We start from the raw sequence: 1,087 nt of genomic DNA, 5'->3' as shown, positions 1-1,087 counted from the left end.
AAACCAGCGATGGTCCGACGGCCGGAACGTCAGATGGATAAAAACCAGGCAATTTCATGAATCCGGACAAACGCCAAAAGCCCCGGGCAGGGGCATAGAAAAAATAGCTAAATGATATCCGTCAGGACGGCGGAGCCAGGGCCAGCTCCAGCTGATACAGGTTCTGAATGGCCAGCTGCTGCAGCCGCTCCGTTGTACACCAGTAAGCCTCGTCTGCCGGCATTGTCTTCAGGATATGAAGCGACATTTCGTGAATCTGGCGCTCACGAGAATATCTGGCCAGGCGGTTAGCTCGTTTACGTTCGGCGCCACGCTGCCGACGGAACTTCAGTGCATCGAGAGTTTTTTGACGGTACCAGCGCTCACGTGCTGCACGCGGGGAGATCTCCTCATCTTCACGCAGAATCCCCTCCTCGATAAGACGACGATGCTCTTCGCTTTGCCGGAGCTTTTTTTGTTGTTCCGCATCAAGTTTTTCCAGATCCACTCCCAGCATCTGAAACCCTAACGCGGTGATATAGACGTATTTAGGAAGCCAGGTACGGGATTCCCTGTCCCAGCTATTTTCTTCAGATACAGCCAGGACACCAAAACGGACCTGTTCGTCAATCAACCGGGACAGACGTGAGACTGTTACCTCTGTTTCCGGAATAACTTTTCCATGACTGTCTTTCTGGCTGAGTTCTTTTGCCAGACGAGAAATACACATACCGACCGTCAGCTTGCCGGCATCACAGAAACTGATCAGCACTGGCCAGATAGCATCCAGCAGACGTTGCTTTTCCGGCCGGAAGCCATACCGGCGGCCAGCCCGACGGCGTTCCCTGACGTACAGCGGATGAAGCGATACGTGCATACGCAGTCGCACCTCACCAGTGGTGCGATCTTTTTGAACAAGACGGTTATAGGCGTGCCCCAGCTGGCCACCCAGTTTTTTGTAATGCTCCGGTCGAAACCAGGTCGGGTTTTCACATTTGGGTTTTGTGGAGTGCTCGCCGCGCCGGCGACGGGTAGATTTCTTCTCCGGGGAAACCAGAAAAGATGCCACATGGCCGTCCTCTACCCCCTGCCAGAAACGGATCTGTTC

The 1,087-nt window shown here is 54.0% G+C and carries 1 protein-coding gene; it reads right to left on the bottom strand.

All coding sequences use genetic code 11. The features are described from left to right. Nucleotides 1-121 precede the first annotated feature (121 nt). A partial coding sequence (gene repA, locus KHQ28_RS14280) for a plasmid replication initiator RepA (RefSeq protein WP_211777622.1) occupies nt 122-1,087 on the bottom strand: 966 nt, incomplete at its 5' end.

Origin of the sequence: Klebsiella sp. 28 (assembly GCF_018223905.1) — a bacterium.
GTDB lineage: Bacteria > Pseudomonadota > Gammaproteobacteria > Enterobacterales > Enterobacteriaceae > Klebsiella > Klebsiella pneumoniae.
Note: the sequence above shows the minus strand (reverse complement) of the source record. Positions and strands in the feature narration are given on the sequence as shown.